Genomic DNA, 15,324 nt, shown 5'->3' with positions numbered 1-15,324 from the left:
GTTTGTTTCGTTCACAGATCGGAACTTCACCGGATTGCCAGCTCCACGTCCGGAACCCGCTTCTCTCCTTCTCTGCGGAGCAGCTCTCCGAGTCGCATCCGCTCGGATTGAACGGCTTTGTAAGCCATTCAATCGGAGTCCGTATCAGTCAGCCGAGCGTCTCTCGTAGCTTTCTCCAGCGTTCGGTGTTCAGGCTGACGTCGCCGGGCAGGGTCACACTGGCCTGCGCTCGGATGCCTTCTTTCACATTGGGTTTACGGCGGAGTGCCAGTTCGAACACGCTCTTGCGCTCGGTAACGATATGCAGCAGTTCGTACGGGATCTCACGGGCGTGCATGATGCCCTGTGCGATCTGCGGGGCGAGCACGTCTACGTAATCCTGGCTGGTAAACACATCGCTGAAAGCTACTGGGTGAACGAACTCGCGTGGGCGGAAGCTGGTACGGATGATCAGGTGGTCGCGGGCGACGCGGGCCGCTTCTTCCGCGACCAGCTTGGTCAGCGAGTAGTAGTTGACGACCGGGCCGGGCGTGTCGTCCTCACGGTAGTCACCGGTCTCGCCGCTGAACACGTAGTCGGTGCTGATGTGAATCAGTTTGGCGTTGACGTGGTTCGCGGCGGCGGCCATGGTACGGGTGCCGACCACGTTGGCGTTCCAGCAGGCGTCGCGGTCCTTCTCGGCGCCGCCCACGTTGGTGTATGCGGCGGCGTGCACGATCAGGTCGGGCTGCTCGCGCCGCGCCACGTCCAGCACCTGCGCGGCGTCGGTGATGTTCATCTCGGCAGAAGTCGGGGCGACGATACCGGGCAGCAGGGCCCGCAGTTCGGTGCCCAGTCGGCCACCGCCGCCGGTCAGCAGGATCTTCATCCCATGTCCTCGGCCCACAGGTCGTCACCGAAGAAATTCCAGGGCAGGCGACCCTCGTTGGGGTCCGTGATGTCGAACTGGGCGTCCATGGTATACAGCAGCGTCGCGCCCTGCTCACCCGACTGATACCCGTGCGCGACGCCGCTGGGGATATGCACCATCATGGGCTGCTCACCGCTGAACACCAGTTTGCGCTTCACGCCCAGCGTGGGGCTGCCGGCGCGGCAGTCCACCAGCCAGATCATCAGCTGGCCCTGCAGCACGCACCAGATCTCGTTCTGCTCCTGCTTGACGTGAATATGGAAGGCGTTGATGCGTTTCGGTGCGGCCCAGGAGACGCTGATCTGACGGGGCGTGAGCTGGCCGGGGAGCCCCTGCACGCCCTGTTCGTCCAGGCGGACGTACTCCATGAACGCGCCGTTCTCGCTGCGGTTCTTCTTCAGCGCATGGAACCACACGCCGTCGATCTGCGGGGCGGCCGGATACGCCTCGAACTTCAGTTCCTGCGCGTACTCGGCCGCCAGCTTGATGGTGTGCTCGGCGGTCTGTTCAGGCATGGCGTTTCTCCTTGCTCAGTTTCAGCAGGTACTTCCCGTACCCGTTCTTGGCGAGTTTCTGCGCCTGCTCCAGCAGCATCTCCGTGCTGATCCAGCCGTTGCGCCACGCGATCTCCTCGGGCGAGGCGATCTTCAGGCCCTGGCGGTGCTCGATGGCCTGCACGAACAGGCTGGCTTCCAGCATGCTCTCGTGCGTGCCGGTATCCAGCCACGCGAAGCCCCGGCGCATGAGCTGCACGTCCAGCAGACCCTCGTTCAGGTAGGTGCTGTTCACGTCCGTGATCTCCAGCTCCCCGCGTGGCGACGGCTTGATGCTGCGGGCAATATCGACCACGCGCTCATCGTAGAAGTACAGACCCGTGACCGCGTAGTCGGATTTCGGCTCGGCCGGTTTCTCCTCAATGGAAAGTGCCTTCCCGCTATCATCAAAGTCGACGACACCGTAGCGTTCCGGATCGCTCACCTGGTACGCGAAGACGGTAGCCCCCTCAGTGCATCTGTTGGCGGCCTGCATCAGGTCCGACAGGTCATTCCCATAGAAGATGTTATCGCCCAGCACCAGCGCGCTCGGGTTCCCCGCGATGAACTCCTCACCGATCAGGAAAGCCTGCGCCAGGCCTTCCGGTTTCGGCTGCACGGCGTACTCCAGGCGGATCCCCCACTGCGACCCGTCGCCCAGCAGCTGCCTGAAGCGCGGGGTGTCCTCGGGCGTGCTGATGATCAAGATGTCCTGCATGCCGCCCAGCATCAGGGTGGTCAGCGGGTAATAGATCATCGGCTTGTCGTAAATGGGCAGAAGCTGCTTGCTAACCGCGATGGTGGCCGGGTACAGGCGCGTGCCGGACCCGCCCGCCAGGATGATCCCCCGGCGGGACGTGGTGAATGCCGTCATTGCTGGCCGGTCCCCGCGAGACGCTCGGCGTACTGACGATCGTAGTACTCACGGAATTCTCCGCTGCGGATGGGTTCCCACCACCAGCGGTTGTCCACGTACCAACGCGCGGCCTCCGCGACCGCCTGGCGGGGGTCGTACTTCGGCTCCCAGCCCAGCGTGCGCAGCTTGTCCACGTTCATGGAGTACCGGCGGTCATGGCCGGGGCGGTCCGTCACGTGCTTCACGAGGCCGTGATCCTTCCCGAGAGTCTCCAGCACGATGTCCACCATCTCCAGGTTCGTCATCTCACGCCCGGTACCGACGTTGTACACCTCGCCGATCTCGCCTTTCAGCAGCACCGCCTCGATGCCCGTGCAGTGGTCGTACACGTGCGCGTAATCCCGCATCTGCAGGCCGTCACCGTACACCGGCAGCGGCTCGCCCAGGATCGCGTTCGTGCTGAACAGCGGCACCGCCTTCTCCGGGTACTGGTACGGCCCGACATTGTTCGCGCCGCGCGTGATCGTCACGGGAATACCGTACGTGATCGCGTACGCCTGCACCAGCTGATCAGCAGCCGCCTTGCTCGCCGCGTACGGACTGCGCGGGGCCAGATCATCGGTCTCCACGCTCTGGTGGTTGTCCCTGATGTGCCCGTACACCTCGTCCGTACTGATGTGATGCAGACGGATCCCCAATTCACGCGCCACTTCCAGCAGCACGTGCGTACCGCGCACGTTCGTATCCGTGAACACCAGCGGCCCCAGGATGCTCTGATCCACGTGCGTCTCGGCCGCGAAGTTCACGACCAGATCAATGGCCTCGTCCTGGCAGGTGCGGCGCACCAGATCCTGATCCCCGATATCCCCCACGACCAGCGACACGTTCGCCGTGTCCCACAGGTCATGCAGGTTCTCCCTGCGGCCCGCGTACGTCAACTTGTCGTACACCACCACGCGGCTCTCCGGGTGCTGCGCCAGCCAGTACCGCACGAAATTACTCCCGATAAACCCGCAACCACCCGTCACAAGAAGCTTGGTTATTAGCCTCATATTTTCTCCTTATTTTTGAGATCAGATATGGCATCATCTAATCCCCAAGTACAAGTAATCCCATCGCTTGCTAAATTTACACTCCTTATATCTGTATCATAATATAGTTTCTCTATTCGGCGATGGTGAAGCTTATTCTTCAATCCAATGCTTGACAAAAATTCTCCAACATATCCCATTATCAAAGCAATTCCGAAAGGTATTACTATTCTTACGGGAGCAAATCCAAAAGTTTTGCTTATTTGATGAGTTAAGTCTGCAATACTTGTACCTTCTGGATATACTAAATGATATATTCTATTGCGTTGTGGGATTTGGATAATTTCACATATTATATCGGTGCATTGCTCTAAATAAATCGTAGATTTAATTGTAGATGAACGACCTATGTAAGCAAATCTTCCCTTTTTAATCTGACTTATCATTGTTGAGAAATTACCTTGATCGCCATTCCCGTATATTACGCCGGGCCTAAGGATATAATAAGAACCATCTTGAGAATCAGACCATTTTTTAATCTCGATTTCAGCCAGCGCCTTAGAAATTCCATAAGCCGTATCAGGATTCAGGTGAGATGCTTCATATTTTGGCTTGTTTTCGCTTTTGAATACCATCATCGTACTAGTAAAAATTATTTTTTTGCAGCCGGCTTTTTTAGCAAGATCGACCACGTTTTTGGTTCCGACATGATTAGTTAGGAAGTATTCATCCCATGCATAGCCAGGCTCTTTGCAGAGAGCGGCTAAATGAATAATACAATCAATAGGGCCCAGCTTGTCAGCATCAAGATAGGACTCCCTGATATCCCATTTAATGTATTCAACTCCAGAAACTTCTTGCAATGGCATAGAAATATCAGCGGAAATTAACTGGTATTCTGCTCTCATTGCGAGCTTGTCTAGTAAGTTACTGCCGACAAAACCAGAGCCCCCGGTAACTAGCAATCTAAGCATTACTTTCCCAGTACTTAGAGTGGAGAGATAGTTTCTTTTTTAGACCAACTGAGATCAATCTATGATTTCTTCCTATATGGAATGCCATTAACTTAACAGCCGAGCGCAGAAGTATGCCCGGTATCAATTTAATCTTTTTGATTTTTTTGGCAAATTTGATCTGCATGATTACTACTCTAATTCCTTGGCTTCCTTTTTTTAGGCCTTTAAATGTTTGAGATTCGTTAGTAAAAAATACACCGTGATCGAAGTATCTCTTAAACAATTTATCTAGTCCAAAAGCATGGGTATGGTGTACTTCCGCCTCAGATACGTACAATATTCTGCCACCGTTCTGAATGATTCTAAACGATAATAGCATATCCTCGTTCATAATCGTATTGTCCGGAAATCCTCCAGCTGCCTCAAATGATTTTCGGGAAACAGCAGAGAAAGCATTAGAGAAAAAATAGGTTTTAATTCCCAAGACAGATTGTGTATTTTTGTCTTTGATTATATCGTATTGAGGATAATTTATATTTCTGTCTATGTAGTCGTCAAAAGACACTTTCAGGTCGGCGATTTGTCGACCATATGTTGCATCACATTCCCCTTTCTTAATAGGTTTAATTAATTTCTCTAAACTATCCGCCGCCACTGGCATTGTATCTTGAGTCATAAATATAATTATAGACCGTTCTTGACTCAGTTCAACTGCTAAATTGCGCGTTCTGCCGTGATTAAAGCTCCCAGATGGGATACTCACAATTTTCAAGTTTTCGCTTGCAGTTATTTCATCGCGCCACTTATGATCATTTCCGCTATCTATTATAAATATTTTGAGCTTTTCTGTTTGCTTGAATAAGGATTCAATAAGAAATTTAATATTTCTATCAGGGTTATAGACTGGAATTATGACAGTAGCAGACATTATTTTTTATTCTCCGGTGTTTCTAATGCAAGTCTGGTCTGTTCCAGGAATTGATGACCGAATCGTGTATCGGGCTCCAAATGGCAGCCTTCGGCCCATTCATTCCATGCATTAATAAATATAAATTTATCTTTAGTTTCCGGCGCATCACTATATCGCAGTGCTTTTTTTAACCAATCACCATAGAGATGTGGATGGTGATTTTCAATAATTGTTGCCCCGCTCTTTCTACGTGCCGAATTATCCCATGATGGTATAATGCAGGGAATCAGATAACTGTAACTGTCATACCGTGAAAGAGCTTCGTCTCTTACCTTGACATACGAAAAGCGTTTTGAATATGTTAGTTTTGGGAAAACTGAGTGGACAACGGGGCGGGCTCCATTCTTAGCAATATATTTCGCCAAGCTCAGCAGATTACCAACGTTTGCCTTATAAATATTCCGCTTCGGTATGAAATCAATCAAGCCGTTGATTCCACAACCAATAAGATACTCGTCCTCTTTTGGAGATTTCGACATTCCAATAATATAGAGACCTTCGTAGCCCATGTTCTTTACGTATTCTGTCCAAATAGATATTATACTAGTCAAATTAGGAATACTCTCTGCTCTGTAAATAGATATTAATGGACGATTTTCACATTTGATATATCTTCTATCATTGAAGAAACCTGACATGTATTTAATATGCGCAATCGGATCATATTCAGAATAGTCCTGTTCTATCAAAATTTCAGCATCCTTACCATCCCATCTACGAGTCCAGTTTTCATTGGCCCAACACATGCAATAATCTATATCGATGTCTTCATGATCACGCAAAATTTCTAAAGGTCTTTCTAAAAGTTTGTATCCGTTAAACCAGTAATGATATATACTAAATGCCGTAATCCCATATGATTTTGCCAGTTCTGCCTGCTCCTTAATGACGCTCGGGAGACGTAGATCGTAGAATCCTAAGTCTTGCGGAATATGGGGTTGATAATGTGATTTATACTTCGGCTGACTTTGAACTACATTCCTCCATTCAGTGAAACCTTTGCCCCACCAAAGGTCGTTCTCGGGGATAGGATGAAATTGCGGGAGATAAAGAGCAATCACGTTACGTTTCATTACTTCTCCTTAAAGAAAACGCTTTAACTAAAGCGATATATACGGCAATTACTATACATGAAATCAGGGTTCTTTGAGAAAAAACATTTATTGTTCTTAGATGGTCTAGTAATGCAATGTAAAATATAGGAAATAGAAGTAGGCTGTAAATATTTCCACTTTGATTTTTAACGAACAGTATCTGCAGTAAAATTAGGATTATCACATTAACGACCGCCCCATACCATCCATAATCCAGGAAAAGATATCCAAAGTATGAAAAAGTGTTGATAGTTGGATCTAATCCCATATTCCAAACATAATCAAAATCATCCTTTCTGCTCAATATAGGTATGGTACCAAATAACCCAGCATACAGTGATTGAATATTAGTTAGATCGGAGAAGATGGGTAACGTCAGAAGTGGCCGAATAGTCCAGAACAGAGGATTTTCCGAGGACAAGCGCTCAATCGCATATATACCATTATCGAAAGAAGTAGTATAATACCTGATGAGCACATCAAAGACTTCTGAAATACTATTAGTGCGTATTTTAGTTGTTTGAATTTGAACAATAAAATATAGCGAAATGATCAATGATATTAGTATTATGCCAATATGCTTTCTTTTAACACTTCCTAATCTAAGAAACACCATTAACCAACAAGCGCATGCGGATATAATCAATATTCTGGATCCCAATAATATTGATATGCCAAATATTATTACCAATATGCCCGCACTTAGACATGCCAGCATCTTTTTACTTTGAGAGCTACTATAAAAATTAATAGCATTTATAGTTATTATCGCCGGGGCCGCGTATAAAGAGATATAAAAAATACCGTACTTGTCCAAGAAATCTTGCTGAAAGTAGCTTACACCGCCCGCGTCAGCCAGCATTTTTAATGCTCCGCCAAATCCCCCGGCTTCACTGTATACCAAAATTAATATAAAAAAGCAAACATTTGCGTAGATCATAGAAAATATAACAGCCATCTTGGTGTATACTACTCCAAGAGTTGGCTTTGGAGCATATTTCGCAGTTATTTTATTAAACCAAGCATATATTGGAAGAAAAACTATAACAGGAAGAAATATGTACAGGTATGTTCCTAATTGATGCCCGCCTTTATTTAATATATAGATCAAAACTATTAACGCCTGTATAAAGAATAGTTTCCCAGGATCAAAAATTTTACTTAGCATAGTATTGATTAATTAAATTGAGTATCGTTTCATACTGTTTTGCCCTGCTGTATTTTTTAGACAGACGCTTTGATATATCCCATTCTCTCTCCTGCATTTTATCCAAATTCGCTAGCTTAAGAACTTCTTGGACTTGATCCTCGCGCTCAATAGCCGCGGTGTACCCAATTTCATTTTCCTCACTAAAGATACGGGCCGCGTAATTAGAAGGACCGATTACAAGCGAAGGGATGTTTACTGCGATATGCTCATACAATTTTCCCGGAATGGCTTCTTGTGCACCATCAGATAGGTAGTGGTATACCAGGAGGAGATCCATATTCCTCATTGTTTTATACATCTCATCCGCATTGACATTTGGGTAGATTTTTACGAAGCTGTATTTTTCAAGAGTGGATTTTTTGAAGGATACATTACCATATAGATGCAACTCAATAGGAAGATTGCTAGATAATATCATATCTAGCAGTGGAACAATATATCTGTAGCTTTTTTGATCGTCTGATATATATCCAAAATGGCCTATATTTAATTTTGCGCATCTTTTTTTGATTATTTCAGAATCAAACTCGCCCTCAACGGGATGACCATTTAAAATTATGGCAGATTTATGCGAAATTTGCGCAAAAGAGTTAACTGCATTCATCATTTGCTCTGTGGCGAAGAAAACCTGATCACTATGATGCAGTACGGATCTCTCTAGCCTCAATTCTATATATCTACCTATTAGATTTTCACTACGAAATATTATATTAGTGTTCCATCCATCTCGATAGTCCAAGACGAGATATATTTTTGACCTAAAAATGAGCTTTAACATCAAAGAAGACAGGAGAATGCTGTGAGGTGGCACTGATACTATTATGAATCTGGATCCCCTCTTAATTTCCGCGCAAGCAGCAGCAAAGAAAGGGATGAAAGACAGAATTCCCATATCAATTAATATATTTTTCTCTAAAAATCCAAATATTTTGGCAAATAACTTGATTAATATTGACTTTAAGCTTATTTTTGCTTTCGGATTTTTATTATTGTTCAAAGAGCTATGCAGGCTGCGCTTAGTTTTTACAAGCTGCCAAATATCTTTGACATATACTCTTCTAATACTCTCTAGAACTGGCTCGAAACCAAAGTTGGAAATAAAAAAGCCCTTAGCAGAAATAACTGATGGTTCGATATTATTTTCGACGAGATATTTAGACAGATAGATCATTCTACTGACACCGCCCACGGAATAAAAATAGGGTGGGAAATCCCTACATAAAATTAGAACTTTTTTTCTCATGCTATCTCCAGAACTTAAAGCTCATCACCGCGTATATAAGGTAGAACATCACCATTACTATAGCATAGCCAATCACCACAGATTGTATAGATAGATTAAGATATAAACACACTAGAATGTATATAAGTATTGCAACAGCTCTTGAGTAATCCCAGGATGCCTGGAAGACCAGCTTCCTTAACTTTAATACTACTATAGACGTAGGTGACACAATCATCTGTGCTGTTGAAATGGCCAAAAAAATAATTGAAAATTCAGTCAGGCCAGTCCAATTTTTAGATCGGGAATTCTCAATGAATGAGACTGCAAAGATTAAACCGAGTACGTAAAATATAGAAATTCCTAGTGATAGAATAAAGTGATCCCTTATAATCGGCATATATACCTTCTTTTGCTTAGAATTCATAGTTAATATTTGCGACAGAGTCATTGTTAGGCTTGATGCAGGTCCTTGGGTGATACGTTGTGCAAACAGAATAGTATTTTGATACTGACTACTAAACAGTGGGATCATAGCCGTAAAAGCATAAAGTCCAATCGAATTGACTATTCCCGCTGGAACGGCCTTAAATATAAATGCTTTATTACTATCGATATAAGTGTAGGAAGGATGAATATTTGATAGCGATTCTCGAATGTCCTTATTGAGAATAGTCACAGAGATTATTATTTGTGATAGCACAAAAGCTATTAGAAGGGATTGATGAAGATCTGCATAACCAGTCACAAGTATTTGGGAGATGACGACAAAAATTGGATTGCCGATCCGAATGATGTCAATGGTTTTTTGATTCTGAAAATATACGAGCTTTGCCGTAGCTAAATTAACCAGAGATAGGGAGACAGAGCAAATACAGGTTAGAAATACATTAATCGCAACAGCAGAGTTTAATAAAAAAACAGCTGGCAAAAAAACTAATGCACATATAGAAATAAGGAAAAGGCATACTAATATATGTGCATCTCTGTTTTTAGTATAAGAATCACTGTCATCAGAGGTTTGAGCAAGCGTGTCGAATCTAAATCCGAACACAGGCAACAAGATGTAGGAAATTGATTGTATCAGTATCATATATCCAATTTGATTTTTATCAAATAAGTGGGATATTAATACAAGAGACCCAAAGCTAATTGAAAACGAGAGAATTGTTATTAGTATCGAACGTGATCTTTTAATTTTTTACCCCCAATCTTCTGATTAGGCCCCTCTTGTCTATAATATGTCTGCTTCTGAATACTATTTCTTGAACTAGATCAATATTAAAGGCCGTATGATCAACTAGAATTAAGACGATATCGTAATTTTTATTGGATAAAGGATCGGTAGTCAAACGAGCTCGATCTTCAATTGAAACAGGGAGAGAATCTATATTGGGTTCTAAGATGTGTATATGATCCGCATCGCCATATTTCCTGACTATCGACTCAGTAATCTGTAGTGCAGGGCTTTCCCTCATATCCGCTACATTTGCTTTAAAAGTAAGACCCATAATCAAGACATCTAATGGATAAATGCCGTTCTCAAGACAATCATATCTAAGTTTTTCGAATCTATCTAATACAGTTTTCGGGATCGAATCATTAACTTCCCGTGCCATCTTAACAATTCGAGAGATGCCAGGAGTGGCCTCTACAAGAAACCATGGATCAACCGCAATGCAATGTCCACCCACGCCAGGACCTGGCTGGAGAATATTTACCCGAGGATGCCTATTAGCCAACTCAATTACTTCCCAGGGATTGACGTTAACTTCCTCGGCAATCAGCGAAATCTCATTTGCAAATGCGATATTCGTATCCCTAAAAGAATTTTCAATTAATTTCGCCATTTCTGCTGTCCGTGAATTAGTCAGCATCAAGCTCCCTTTAATTACCCGACTATAAATCTGTTCTGCTTTTTCCGAAGCATTCGGTGTTATGCCACCTATAATGCGATCGTTTGTAACTATTTCCTCCATAATATTACCGGGCAGTACCCTTTCTGGGCAATAGGCCAAGTTAATACATTCAGAATCTTGCGCCAGATTGCGTTCACGTAAGATATTGAAAATTTTATCCCTACATATTTCAGTTGTACCTATCGGACATGTCGATTCAATAATAACCAGAGAGTCTGGCTTCATTACCCGACCAATTCCTTCAATTACACTAAAAACTGCTGATAAATCAGCCGACTTATCTTGGTTAAAAGGAGTCGGTACAGCAACGATATATGTGTCCGCAATAGGGATGTCATAGGAAGCAATAAATCTTCTTTCATGAATAGCGAGCAACAGCCTCTCACTCAGTCCAGGTTCACTAATATTCGATCTGCCTCTTATTAGTGATTCAATGACATAGCTACTAGTATCGACTCCAATAACATTGAATCCGCCATCAGATAGAAGTATGGCAGTTGGCAAACCGATATAGCCTAGGCCAATTACGCAAATCTCACTCATTTCAATTTCCCCCATTCTTCCTTCAGAATCTCTAATCTTAATTGAACATCGTTAGTATATTTCATTCTTAAAAGTCTTTTTGCGACATCAACATTTGGCTTTCTTATTTTGGGATCATCACTTGGCAAATCCTCAAATACGATGTTTCCTGAGCCGAAAATATCCTTCACAACTTCAGCAATCTCAACAACAGAGTATTCCTCCGGGTTCCCCAAATTCACCGGCTCGTGGTACTTCACCATCATCAACCGGCTAATACCTTCCACCAGATCGTCGATGTACTGGAAGCTTCTGGTCTGGCTGCCGTCGCCGTACACGGTCAGGGGTTCGCCGCGCAGGGCCTGGTGAACGAAGTTGGTGATCACGCGGCCGTCGTCGGGGCGCATGCGGGGGCCGTAGGTGTTGAAGATGCGGATGATGCGGGTGTTCACGCCGCGGCTGCGGTGGTACGCCATGGTGATCGCCTCGGCGTAGCGTTTGGCCTCGTCGTAGCAGGAGCGCACGCCGATGGGGTTCACGTTCCCCCAGTACGTTTCGGGCTGCGGGTGGACGTGCGGGTCGCCGTACACCTCGCTGGTGCTGGCGAGGAAGAACCCGGCGCCGTGCGCGTGCGCGAGTTCCAGGCCGTTCTGCGTGCCCTGCGCGCCGACCATCAGTGTTTCTACGGGGAACTGCTGGTAGTGGGGGGGGCTGGCGGGACTGGCGAAGTGCATGACCCAGTCGAGCTTCTCGCCGGTGTAGGGAATGCCGTGGCTGACGTCGGCCTCGATGAACGTGAAGCGCGGGTGGTCGCGGAACAGGTCGGTGTTGCTGACCTGTCCGCTGATGTAGTTGTCCACGCCGGTGACGGTGTGTCCTTCGTTCAGGAAGCGTTCGACGAGGTGGCTGCCGACGAAGCCGGCGCTGCCGGTGATCAGGATGCGCAGCGGTCCACTGGTGGCGGTGCTGGGAACCGGGGTGGGGTGGGGTTCGGTCATGTGTCCCTCAGTATGGGTGGCTTCGGTCATGAAGGTGGGAGGGTTGTCAGGTGAGGGCGCGGCGTTCTCCGACCGGGGCTTCCCGGCCGATCTGTTCGACGTGCGCGTCGATGGGCGTGCGGATGATGTTGCGGGCGTCGATGATCAGGCGGCCGCGCATGCCCTTCAGGTGGGCGTTCCAGTCGAGGGTGCGGTAGTCGCTCCATTCGGTGACGATGATCACGGCGTCCGCGCGGTGCAGGGCGTCCTGGACGCTGCTCGCCTCGCGGTACGTGAGGTGCGTCCATTCGCGGGCGGCGCGGGGCATGGCGATGGGGTCGTGGGCGGTGACGGTCGCGCCGAGCTGGTGCAGGCGGGTGATCAGGTCGTGGGCGGGGGCGTCGCGCAGGTCGTCGGTGTCGGGTTTGAAGGCCATGCCGAGCACGGTGACGCGTTTGCCCTTGAGGGTGCGCAGCTGGCGCATGAGTTTGTCGATGATCACCTGCCGCTGGCGGGTGTTGATGTCGATGGCGGCCTGCAGGATGGGCATGTCGTAGCCGTGTTCGCGTCCGGCGCTGATGAGGCCGGCGGTGTCCTTGCCGAAGCAGCTGCCGCCCCAGCCGGCGCCGGCGTTCAGGAAGCGGGTGCCGATGCGGCCGTCGAGGCCGATGCCGGTGGCGACTTCCTCGATGTCCGCGCCGACGCGTTCGCACAGGCCGGCGATCTCGTTCGCGAAACTGATCTTGAGGGCCAGGAAGGCGTTCGCGGCGTACTTGATCATCTCGGCGCTCTGCAGCGTGGTGTTCACGACGGTGGGGCGGGTGTACGTTTCCGGGCGGGGCGCGGCGGCCGGGGCCGTGAAGGTCTGTTCGATCAGCGGGGCGTACAGGCGGGCCATGATCTGCAGGGCGTCCGGGTGCCCGCCCAGCACGATGCGGTCGGGGTAGAGGCTGTCTTGCAGCGCGGTGCCTTCACGCAGGAATTCGGGGTTGCTGACCACCCGGTGGCGTTCGTGGTCGTAGCCGGGCGCGTGGTCCTCGAGGAGGCGCTGCACGTAGTCGCCGGTGCCGATGGGCACGGTGCTCTTGTTCACGATGACCTGCGCGTGCCCGTTCAGGTGCGGGGCGATGCGGGCGGCGGCGCTGACGACGTACTGCAGGTCGGGTGTGCCGTCCGGGCCGGGGGGCGTGCCGACGCAGATGAAGATCACGTCGGCGGTGTGGACGCTGTCGTAGCTGGTGGTCCAGGTGAGGCGGTCCTGCACGCTGGCGAGCAGGTCGTCGAGGCCGGGTTCGTGGATGGGGACCTGTCCGGCGCGGAGCAGGTTGATCTTTTCCTCGCTGATGTCAATGCCGGTGACGGTGTGGCCGATGTGCGCGAGGAGTGCGGCCGTGCCGAGTCCGACATATCCGGTTCCGATCACGGCGACGGTCATGGGGTCCTTGGTCATGGGGTCCTCCGGTGGTGCGGGATGAAGAGTGGGCGGGTGAGTGCGTGTGCGAGAGGTCCGTTCAGGTGCCTGTCAAGCCCGATGAGCGCTGGAATAGCCCTGCATGAACGTCTGCTTCATGGAAGGCAGATTAACACTGTGTGACCGGCAAAGGTAGGTGGCTGTATTCAATTGGAACCCGTGGGGCCTTCATGAAGTTCTTCCGCCCAGCGACAGTATTTTCAGGCTGCCTGACCGGCCCTCACGTGCGTTCGGGTCAGCAGCCATCAGGCCGGTAATGGTCCATGCGGGCGAGTATGGCGGACGAGGCGTTAAGGAGGCGTTACGGGCAGCAGGCAGAGGTGACTGCCCATTCCTGTCGGCCCTGTGCGCAGCATCCCTTCACGAACCTGCACAACGACCCCCGGAAAAAACCTCTGTGCTTCCTTGGCCACAGCCGCCACGAGAACGACCCTCCAACCGGGCCCAATCCGGCAGCCATGACAATGCAATCCCGCTGAACACGACAAACCCAGCAGGTGGAAACGACCCTGCCCCGAGCCCGGCAACCACCGGCAGACCCCAGCCACCAGGCGCTGTGCCCAGGCCCCGCGACCCACGGACACTTTGGGGGAAGGTCGGTCAAAATCCACGGACACTTTGGGTAGAAATTCTCTTTTTTGATGTGCAGGATGGGTTTTTTCAAATCCTTTGTTGTTGACAACCTCAGTTTTTGTTTTTCTCTCAGAACCCATAACATCAACAGCATGACCCTCTTGCACCGGGCTTCCGAGAAGCGTTCGCTGCCCCGGCACATCGACGAACTGAACCTCGCCCGCCTCGGGCTGATCAGCATGCAAAGCCGTGTAGGCGCGGGCAGTACGTCCTGGAAAGACGAGTACGGAGAGGGCGACGAGCGCATGAGCGTGAAATGCATCGGTACGCCGCAGTACCTTGTTCCGTTCGGCCTGGACAACGACATCATCGGCATCCTGTGCCTGTTCGCAGCGCAAGGATTTCCAGCCACCAACGCAGTGACGGGTACCGCCAACCACTTCCTGCGCGCCTCCGGACTGGACACATCCGGGCGGTACCACAGAAACCTGCACGGATCGCTGATGCGGCTATCTCACACCAACTCTCACATCGAGCGCGGCTGGCATGACGGCAAACGGTACCGGACCGTGATTTTCCGGCACCTGCATGAAATTATGTTCGACACTGGCCAGTCCGGCGGCACCATCGATCAGGACAGCATGATCACTGTCGTGCTACCGCCGATCATCGCGGAGAGCCTTCGCCGTGGCTTTCTCAAACCGCTGAGTTCCGGGATACTGGGCGAACTGACACAGCCCACCGCCCGGGCCTTATACCGCCTCCTGGACGGCCACCGTCATACCCTCGACGCACCCAGCGAACGCCTGCAGGAGTTCAAAGTCGGCCTTCTGGAATGGGGCCGCAAAGCCCGCATCCTGAACCTGAGCCCGGATAAAATCCGCCGCGTCCTCGACCCTGCGCATGACGAACTGCTGCGGGCGCACTACCTTGCGTCGGTCACGTACCATGGACGCGGCCAGAATCAGAGCGTGCATTACAGAAAAGAGTGTGGGCGGAAAGCCCAGGGTTTTAACCCTGGGATGGATAGCCCACGCCTCCCGCAAGGGAGGCCGTGCTGATGCTTCTGTCTGAAGCGAA

14 protein-coding genes are annotated in these 15,324 nt (G+C 49.6%); 1 reads left to right on the top strand and 13 read right to left on the bottom strand.

Annotated features, from left to right (window positions below; translation table 11 throughout):
* Positions 1–148 precede the first annotated feature (148 nt).
* The 13 genes from ABDZ66_RS03295 to ABDZ66_RS03235 form a co-directional block, all read right to left on the bottom strand.
* Positions 149–868: an SDR family oxidoreductase gene (locus ABDZ66_RS03295; RefSeq protein WP_343756032.1), complete on the bottom strand. Its 720-nt coding sequence runs from the start codon at positions 866–868 to the stop codon at positions 149–151.
* On the bottom strand, positions 865–1,425 hold the full coding sequence (locus ABDZ66_RS03290; protein WP_343756030.1) for a dTDP-4-dehydrorhamnose 3,5-epimerase family protein: 561 nt from the start codon (positions 1,423–1,425) through the stop codon (positions 865–867). Before ABDZ66_RS03290 ends, ABDZ66_RS03295 begins: the two co-directional genes overlap by 4 nt.
* Positions 1,418–2,317, bottom strand: coding sequence for a glucose-1-phosphate thymidylyltransferase RfbA (gene rfbA / locus ABDZ66_RS03285; RefSeq protein WP_343756028.1), 900 nt, complete (start codon positions 2,315–2,317; stop codon positions 1,418–1,420). The genes ABDZ66_RS03290 and rfbA overlap by 8 nt, the downstream gene beginning before the upstream one ends.
* The gene (gene rfbB, locus ABDZ66_RS03280) at positions 2,314–3,351 is read right to left on the bottom strand and encodes a dTDP-glucose 4,6-dehydratase (RefSeq protein ID WP_343756026.1); all 1,038 of its coding nucleotides are present in this window, start codon (positions 3,349–3,351) and stop codon (positions 2,314–2,316) included. Before rfbB ends, rfbA begins: the two co-directional genes overlap by 4 nt.
* Complete coding sequence (locus tag ABDZ66_RS03275) at positions 3,348–4,304, bottom strand: NAD-dependent epimerase/dehydratase family protein (protein ID WP_343756024.1); 957 nt, start codon at positions 4,302–4,304, stop codon at positions 3,348–3,350. The genes rfbB and ABDZ66_RS03275 overlap by 4 nt, the downstream gene beginning before the upstream one ends.
* Entirely contained in the window at positions 4,297–5,214 is a 918-nt protein-coding gene (locus tag ABDZ66_RS03270; protein WP_343756022.1) for a glycosyltransferase family 2 protein, read from the bottom strand. The genes ABDZ66_RS03275 and ABDZ66_RS03270 overlap by 8 nt, the downstream gene beginning before the upstream one ends.
* Positions 5,214–6,329 carry a glycoside hydrolase family 99-like domain-containing protein gene (locus ABDZ66_RS03265; protein ID WP_343756020.1) on the bottom strand — a complete coding sequence of 372 codons (1,116 nt, stop codon included), beginning with the start codon at positions 6,327–6,329 and terminating at the stop codon, positions 5,214–5,216. The genes ABDZ66_RS03270 and ABDZ66_RS03265 overlap by 1 nt, the downstream gene beginning before the upstream one ends.
* Positions 6,319–7,518, bottom strand: coding sequence for an oligosaccharide repeat unit polymerase (locus ABDZ66_RS03260; protein WP_343756018.1), 1,200 nt, complete (start codon positions 7,516–7,518; stop codon positions 6,319–6,321). Before ABDZ66_RS03260 ends, ABDZ66_RS03265 begins: the two co-directional genes overlap by 11 nt.
* Positions 7,508–8,803, bottom strand: coding sequence for a glycosyltransferase family protein (locus ABDZ66_RS03255; RefSeq protein WP_343756016.1), 1,296 nt, complete (start codon positions 8,801–8,803; stop codon positions 7,508–7,510). Before ABDZ66_RS03255 ends, ABDZ66_RS03260 begins: the two co-directional genes overlap by 11 nt.
* A gap of 1 nt (position 8,804) precedes the next feature.
* The gene (locus ABDZ66_RS03250) at positions 8,805–9,845 is read right to left on the bottom strand and encodes a hypothetical protein (protein WP_343756014.1); all 1,041 of its coding nucleotides are present in this window, start codon (positions 9,843–9,845) and stop codon (positions 8,805–8,807) included.
* A gap of 130 nt (positions 9,846–9,975) precedes the next feature.
* Positions 9,976–11,259: a nucleotide sugar dehydrogenase gene (locus tag ABDZ66_RS03245; RefSeq protein WP_343756012.1), complete on the bottom strand. Its 1,284-nt coding sequence runs from the start codon at positions 11,257–11,259 to the stop codon at positions 9,976–9,978.
* Positions 11,241–12,221 (bottom strand): UDP-glucuronic acid decarboxylase family protein, encoded by a 981-nt coding sequence (locus ABDZ66_RS03240; protein WP_343756010.1) that lies wholly within the window; start codon positions 12,219–12,221, stop codon positions 11,241–11,243. Before ABDZ66_RS03240 ends, ABDZ66_RS03245 begins: the two co-directional genes overlap by 19 nt.
* A gap of 46 nt (positions 12,222–12,267) precedes the next feature.
* A complete protein-coding gene (locus ABDZ66_RS03235; protein ID WP_343756008.1) occupies positions 12,268–13,650 on the bottom strand; it encodes a UDP-glucose dehydrogenase family protein in 1,383 nt (460 codons plus the stop codon).
* 746 nt (positions 13,651–14,396) lie between these two features.
* Here ABDZ66_RS03235 and ABDZ66_RS03230 point away from each other — a divergent pair.
* Positions 14,397–15,305 carry a replication initiator protein A gene (locus ABDZ66_RS03230; RefSeq protein ID WP_343756006.1) on the top strand — a complete coding sequence of 303 codons (909 nt, stop codon included), beginning with the start codon at positions 14,397–14,399 and terminating at the stop codon, positions 15,303–15,305.
* Positions 15,306–15,324: the final 19 nt, after the last annotated feature.

Origin of the sequence: Deinococcus depolymerans (assembly GCF_039522025.1) — a bacterium.
In the GTDB taxonomy this organism is placed as follows: domain Bacteria; phylum Deinococcota; class Deinococci; order Deinococcales; family Deinococcaceae; genus Deinococcus; species Deinococcus depolymerans.
This window is presented reverse-complemented; position numbering and strand designations above follow the sequence as displayed.

What these genes read in the sequence shown, in the direction of transcription:
- ABDZ66_RS03295 (WP_343756032.1), bottom strand. Translation starts at nt 868, where the DNA reads ATGAAGATCCTGCTGACCGGCGGCGGTGGCCGACTGGGCACCGAACTG.
- ABDZ66_RS03290 (WP_343756030.1), bottom strand. Translation starts at nt 1,425, where the DNA reads ATGCCTGAACAGACCGCCGAGCACACCATCAAGCTGGCGGCCGAGTAC.
- rfbA (WP_343756028.1), bottom strand. Translation starts at nt 2,317, where the DNA reads ATGACGGCATTCACCACGTCCCGCCGGGGGATCATCCTGGCGGGCGGG.
- rfbB (WP_343756026.1), bottom strand. Translation starts at nt 3,351, where the DNA reads ATGAGGCTAATAACCAAGCTTCTTGTGACGGGTGGTTGCGGGTTTATC.
- ABDZ66_RS03275 (WP_343756024.1), bottom strand. Translation starts at nt 4,304, where the DNA reads ATGCTTAGATTGCTAGTTACCGGGGGCTCTGGTTTTGTCGGCAGTAAC.
- ABDZ66_RS03270 (WP_343756022.1), bottom strand. Translation starts at nt 5,214, where the DNA reads ATGTCTGCTACTGTCATAATTCCAGTCTATAACCCTGATAGAAATATT.
- ABDZ66_RS03265 (WP_343756020.1), bottom strand. Translation starts at nt 6,329, where the DNA reads ATGAAACGTAACGTGATTGCTCTTTATCTCCCGCAATTTCATCCTATC.
- ABDZ66_RS03260 (WP_343756018.1), bottom strand. Translation starts at nt 7,518, where the DNA reads ATGCTAAGTAAAATTTTTGATCCTGGGAAACTATTCTTTATACAGGCG.
- ABDZ66_RS03255 (WP_343756016.1), bottom strand. Translation starts at nt 8,803, where the DNA reads ATGAGAAAAAAAGTTCTAATTTTATGTAGGGATTTCCCACCCTATTTT.
- ABDZ66_RS03245 (WP_343756012.1), bottom strand. Translation starts at nt 11,259, where the DNA reads ATGGGGGAAATTGAAATGAGTGAGATTTGCGTAATTGGCCTAGGCTAT.
- ABDZ66_RS03240 (WP_343756010.1), bottom strand. Translation starts at nt 12,221, where the DNA reads ATGACCGAACCCCACCCCACCCCGGTTCCCAGCACCGCCACCAGTGGA.
- ABDZ66_RS03235 (WP_343756008.1), bottom strand. Translation starts at nt 13,650, where the DNA reads ATGACCAAGGACCCCATGACCGTCGCCGTGATCGGAACCGGATATGTC.
- ABDZ66_RS03230 (WP_343756006.1), top strand. Translation starts at nt 14,397, where the DNA reads ATGACCCTCTTGCACCGGGCTTCCGAGAAGCGTTCGCTGCCCCGGCAC.